Here is a 5336-nt window from a genome sequence, read left to right as displayed (position 1 = left end):
CGTCCCCACCCCCGCCGGAGCCGAAGGAGCCGAGCCGTGGCGCGAGAGAACCCCTTCACCAACTACGCCTACGCGATCCTCACCGCGAACGCGCTGCGCACGCCCGACAAGGTGGCGCTGACCTACTGCGGCGACCAGAGCCTCACCTACGACGAGCTGAACCGGAAGGTCAACCGGGTCGCGCACGCGCTGCTCGCCGCCGGGGTCGCGCCCGGCACCCGCGTGGCGTCGCTGATGAACGAGACCCTGCACGTCGCCGAGGTCTACCTCGCGCAGATGAAGATCGGCTCGACCGTCGCCGCGCTGAACCCGTACTGGCCCGCCGACACGCTGCGGCAGGTCGTCGAGCGGTCCGAGTGCACCGCGTTCGTGTACGACGCGACGGTGGACGACCTGGTCGCGGCCATCCGCCCGGCGCTGCCGAACGTGAAGCTGTGGCTGCGCGTCGGCGGCGCCGCGGACGGCACCGCCGACCTGGACGCGCTGGCCGCCGGAGCGAGCGAGGCGGAACCGCCGCTCGGCGGGTTCGGGAACGACGTGCTCGCGCTGTTCTACACCTCCGGGACGACCGGGCTGCCCAAGGCCGTCATGCACACCCACTTCAGCTCGCTGGCCACCGCGCAGATCTGGCTGGACGTGGACCGCGACCAGGACTCGGTGATGGGCACCGGCGCGATCATCTGGGGCATCGGCTTCCCCGCCCTCGTCGGGCCGGCGTTCTACGCGGGCATGACCCTCGTCTTGGAGCAGGACTGGGGCCCGGCCAACTTCCTCAAGGTCGTCCCGCGCGAGAGGGTCACCCACGTCAGCCTGATCCCGAGCTTCTTCTCCGCGCTGCTCGGGTCCGACGACCACCAGGACGCGGACCTGTCGTCCCTCAAGGCGATCGTGCTGGGCGGCGAGCCGCTGCTGCCCGGGCTCCGCGAGCGCATCGCGAAGCGGATGCCGGACGCGGCGATCTACAGCTACTACGGGCAGACCGAGGCGCCCTACACCTGCTTCGGACGGCAGGACGACGGCAGCCAGGACATCGCGTCCGTCGGGCGGGCGCGCATGTCGTGCGCGGTGCGGGTCACCGGCCCGGACGGGAGCCGCGTCGTCGGCGAGGTCGGCGAGATCAACCTGAGCGGGCCGAACGTCATGGCGGGCTACGACGGGCTGCCCGGCAAGACCGCCGACGTGCTCCGCGACGGCTGGTACGTCGGCGGGGACCTCGGCCGGATGGACGGGGACGGGTTCCTGTTCGTCCTCGGCCGCCGCGAGGACTCCCTGCTCAAGGACGGCCGCTGGTCGCAGCCCGCGCAGATCGAGGAGGCCGCGATCGAGGTGGAGGGCGTGGCCGAGGCGGGCGCCGCCGGCGTCCCCGCGCATCCCGAGGGCCAGGACGCGGTGGAGCAGAAGATCCTCCTCGCGGTGGTGCCCCGGTCCGGCGCGTCCCTGGACGGCGACGCGGTGAAGGCCGCCCTCGCCGCCCGGCTGCCCGCCCACCAGGTGCCCGACACCGTCGTGGTCGCGGGCGGGCTGCCGCACACGCAGGACGCGTCGGGCGGTCCCGGAAAGCTGCTGCGCCGGGGCATCCGCGACCTGTACGCCGACCGCGTCCACTGAGGGAAGCAGATGAGCGTCCTCCCCGAACACGCCGTCAAGGCGTGGATCTCCGGGTTCGGGATCGGCGTGCCGCGCGGCGCGACCGCCCCGGACCCGGCGTCCGTCGAAGCGTCCGCGGACGGCCTGGCGCCGCCGCTGGCGGTGAAGGCGTACGGCCCCGGGCTCCTGCACAAGAGCGACGCGGGCGCCGTGCGCCTCGGCCTGGGCTCGGCGCGCGAGGCCGCCGACGCCGCCGCCGCGATGCTGACCGCGCTGGCCGCCGCCGGGATCGTCCCGGACGGGTTCCTCGTCGAGGAGCAGGCGGCCGCGGGCGTCGAGGTGATCGTCGGCGCCGTCCGCGACCCCGCGTTCGGGCCCGTCCTGCTGGTCGGGCTCGGCGGGGTGTGGACGGAGGTCCTGCGGGACACGGCGCTGCGGCTCTGCCCGGTCACCGAGGACGACGCCCGCGCGATGCTGGACGAGTTGCGCGGCCGGGCGCTGCTCGACGGTTTCCGGGGCGGCCCGGCCGCCGACCTCGACGCCCTGGTCGAGGTGCTCCTGGCGGTCGGCGGGCCGGGCGGGGTCGTCGAGTCGCTCGCCGACCGGTTCACCGAATTCGAGCTCAACCCGGTCATCTGCGGCCCGTCCGGCGCGGTCGCCGTGGACGCCCGCCTGATCGGCCCGGACGAGGCGCCGCCGCGTCCGGCGCCGCCCGCGGAGGCCGCCGACTTCGGGCCGCTGTTCGCGCCGCGCGGCGTGGCGGTCGTCGGCGCGTCCACGAAGAAACCCAACTTCGGGAACATGTTCCTCGGCTTCTACAAGGCCGCGGGCTTCGCCGGACGGCTCGTCGCCGTCCACCCGTCCGCGCCGGACATCGACGGCGTCCCCTGCGTGCCGTCCCTCGCGGACGCCGGTCCCGGCATCGACTACGCGCTGGTCGCCGTGCCCGCCGAGCGGTGCGCCGGTGTCGTCCGCGAGGCGTCCGGCATCCCGTTCGTGCAGGTCATGAGCGGCGGGTTCCGCGAGATGGGCCACCCGGAGCTGGAGGAGGACCTGATCGCCGCCGCCCGCGCGTCCGGCGTCCGGCTCCTCGGCCCCAACTGCATGGGCGTCTACGCGCCCGCGAGCGGCCAGACGTTCCTCGGCGGCACGCCGGGCCGGCCCGGACGGATCGCCGTCGTCTCCCAGAGCGGAGGCCTCGCCGGGGAGATCGTCAAGGTCGGCGAGCAGCGCGGCCTGGCGTTCTCCAAGGTCGCCACCGTCGGCAACAGCGCCGACGTCACCCCCGCCGAGCTGCTTCGCCACCTCGCGTCCGACCCCGGCACCAGCGCCATCGGCCTCTACCTGGAGGACCCCCGCGACGGCCGCGGCCTCTTCGAGGCGCTCCGCGGCATCCGCACACCCGTCGTCGCCCTCGTCGGCGGCCGCAGCGGCCAGGGGCGCAGGGCCGCCGCGTCCCACACCGGCGGCATGATCGGCGACGACCGCGTGTGGACGGCCCTCGCCCGCCAGACCGGCATCACCCTCGTCACCAGCCAGGACGACCTGATCGGCGCCTTGGACCTGCTCGACCTGCACGGCGCGCGCACGGTCCCCGGGACGCCCGAGGTCCTCGTCATCGGGCCGAGCGGCGGCGCGTCCGTCCTCGCCGCGGACGTCTTCGACGGCGCGGGCCTCGACCTCGCCGCGCTCCCCGCCCCGGCCCGCGAGGCGCTCCGCGCCCTCGGCCTCGGCGCGGGCAGTTCCCTGGCCAACCCCCTGGAGATCCCCGTCGGCCCCCGCGCGAACCCCGATCTCGTCCGGCACGCGGTCGCGGCGATCCTCTCCGAACGCCCGTTCGCCGACGTCATCACGCACGTCAACGCGCAGAGCTTCTTCACCTTCGGCGACAGCGCCGACCCCCTGCTGGCCTACGCCCGCGCCGTGGGGGACCTGCAGAACGAGCAGCCGGGCACCCGGATCACACTGGTGGTCCGGAACGGCGAATGCGCGCCGCCCGGCGTGACCGGCGCCGTCCGCGCCATCGCGCGGGCGGCGGGCGTGCCGACCTACCGGACCATGGAGAGCGCCGCCGTCGCGGTGGCCGCGGGTAAGAGGAGCGTCGATGGGGCAGCTTGACGGCAAGGTGGCGCTGATCACCGGTGGCGCGCGCGGCATGGGCAAGGCCCACGTCAGGCGCTTCGTCGCCGAGGGCGCCAAGGTGGTCTTCGGCGACGTCCTCGCGGACGCGGGCGCGGGGCTCGCCGCCGAGCTCGGGGACGACGTCCGGTTCGTCCGGATGGACGTGACCGACCCGGACGACTGGCGGCACGCCGTCGAGACCGCGACCACCGCCTTCGGCGCGCTCCATGTCCTGGTCAACAACGCCGGGATCATCCGGCACAAGACCATCGAGGACATGTCCCTGGAGGAGTTCCGGCAGATCCTCGACGTCAACCTCGTCGGCCAGTGGCTCGGCGTGAAGTCGGTGACCGCCGCCCTGCGCGCGGCCGGCGGCGGCTCGATCGTCAACGTCTCCTCCACCGAGGGCTTCATCGGCGCCTCCGGCCTCGCCGCCTACAGCGCCGCCAAGTTCGGCGTCCGCGGCCTCACCAAGGCCGCCGCCCGCGAGCTCGGCCCCCACGGCATCCGGGTCAACTCGATCCACCCCGGCGCCGTCCTCACCTCCATGTCCCTCCAGGACGACGTCGTCAACGCCACGGCCGACAGCGCCGACGCGTTCATGAAGGCGCTCCCCCTCGGCCGGATGGGCCGGACCACCGAGGTCTCCGGCCTGGTCGCCTACCTCGCGTCCGACGACTCGTCCTACTGCACCGGCAGCGAGGTCCTCGTCGACGGCGGCATGCTCACCGGCGCCGGCTACTAGGGCGCAGCCCGGTCCACCCCTCGACCGCCTCCAATTGGGCGGCGAGGGAGATCAGCGTGGCCTCATCGGAATCGTGCCCCAGCAACTGCGCCCCGACGGGCAGTCCGCTCCCGGTGAACCCCGCGGGCACGTTCACCGCCGGCCATCCGAGGACATTCCACGTCCAGGCATAAGGACACGCAGCCGCCACCCCCGACTGCGTCTTCCGATAACCCGCCCCGTCGAAAGCCCCGATCCTCAACGGAGGCCGCGCCGTAGTGGGCGTCAGCACCACATCCGCGTACCGGAAAATGCGCCCGACCTTCCTATGCAGATAGGGATCCATCCGCTTGGCCAGCGGCAAGAGCCGCCGCCCCACCAGTCTCCCGATCCGCGCCTCGACCTCCGTCCGGGCCTCCGGCCGCGGATCCGGCATCGCGTCCAGCCGCTCGGCGACACCCGCCGTCCCGCGCGGAACCAGCCCGAGCCCGATGAGCCCGTAATCCGGATCAGCGGGAAAGACCTTGTGCCCCAACTCCGTCAACCGCCGTGCGAGACGCTCCACAGCCGCCCGAATCTCCGGATCCAGCCTCCCGCTCACCCCGAACGCCGTCTTGAACGAAACGGCGATCCTCAGCTTCCCCGGATCCCTCTTGGCCGCCTCCGAAAAGGACCTCACAGGAGCCCCCACCTGATAAACGTCGTCCGGATGGCTCCCACTGATGACGTCCAGCAGCAACGCCGCGTCCCCGACACTCCTCGCGAGCGGCCCCCACACCGTGATCCCGTTGAACGGATCGGTCTGCGGATACCCCGACACCCGTCCCCGCTGGGGCTTGATGCCCACGAGCCCCGTCCACGCGGCCGGAATCCGGATCGACCCGGCCCCGTCCGAGCCCACCGC

The 5336-nt window shown here is 73.6% G+C and carries 4 protein-coding genes; 3 read left to right on the top strand and 1 reads right to left on the bottom strand.

Features of this window, described 5'->3' with window-relative positions; all coding sequences use genetic code 11:
- Positions 1–36 precede the first annotated feature (36 nt).
- Genes E1298_RS43815 through E1298_RS43805 form a run of 3 tightly spaced genes read left to right on the top strand, consistent with a single transcriptional unit; the run spans position 37 to position 4453 of the window.
- A complete protein-coding gene (locus E1298_RS43815) occupies positions 37–1608 on the top strand; it encodes a class I adenylate-forming enzyme family protein (RefSeq protein ID WP_131903288.1) in 1572 nt (523 codons plus the stop codon).
- A 9-nt stretch (positions 1609–1617) separates the two neighbouring features.
- A complete protein-coding gene (locus tag E1298_RS43810) occupies positions 1618–3705 on the top strand; it encodes an acetate--CoA ligase family protein (protein WP_131903287.1) in 2088 nt (695 codons plus the stop codon).
- Positions 3692–4453 (top strand): glucose 1-dehydrogenase, encoded by a 762-nt coding sequence (locus E1298_RS43805; RefSeq protein ID WP_131903286.1) that lies wholly within the window; start codon positions 3692–3694, stop codon positions 4451–4453. Before E1298_RS43810 ends, E1298_RS43805 begins: the two co-directional genes overlap by 14 nt.
- On the opposite strand, the gene E1298_RS43800 is transcribed toward E1298_RS43805, so the two are convergent.
- On the bottom strand, positions 4434–5333 hold the full coding sequence (locus E1298_RS43800) for an amidase family protein (protein ID WP_279499669.1): 900 nt from the start codon (positions 5331–5333) through the stop codon (positions 4434–4436). The genes E1298_RS43805 and E1298_RS43800 overlap by 20 nt on opposite strands.
- Positions 5334–5336 lie beyond the last annotated feature (3 nt).

It is taken from the genome of Actinomadura rubrisoli (assembly GCF_004349215.1).
In the GTDB taxonomy this organism is placed as follows: Bacteria; Actinomycetota; Actinomycetes; order Streptosporangiales; family Streptosporangiaceae; genus Spirillospora; species Spirillospora rubrisoli.
Note: the sequence above shows the minus strand (reverse complement) of the source record. Positions and strands in the feature narration are given on the sequence as shown.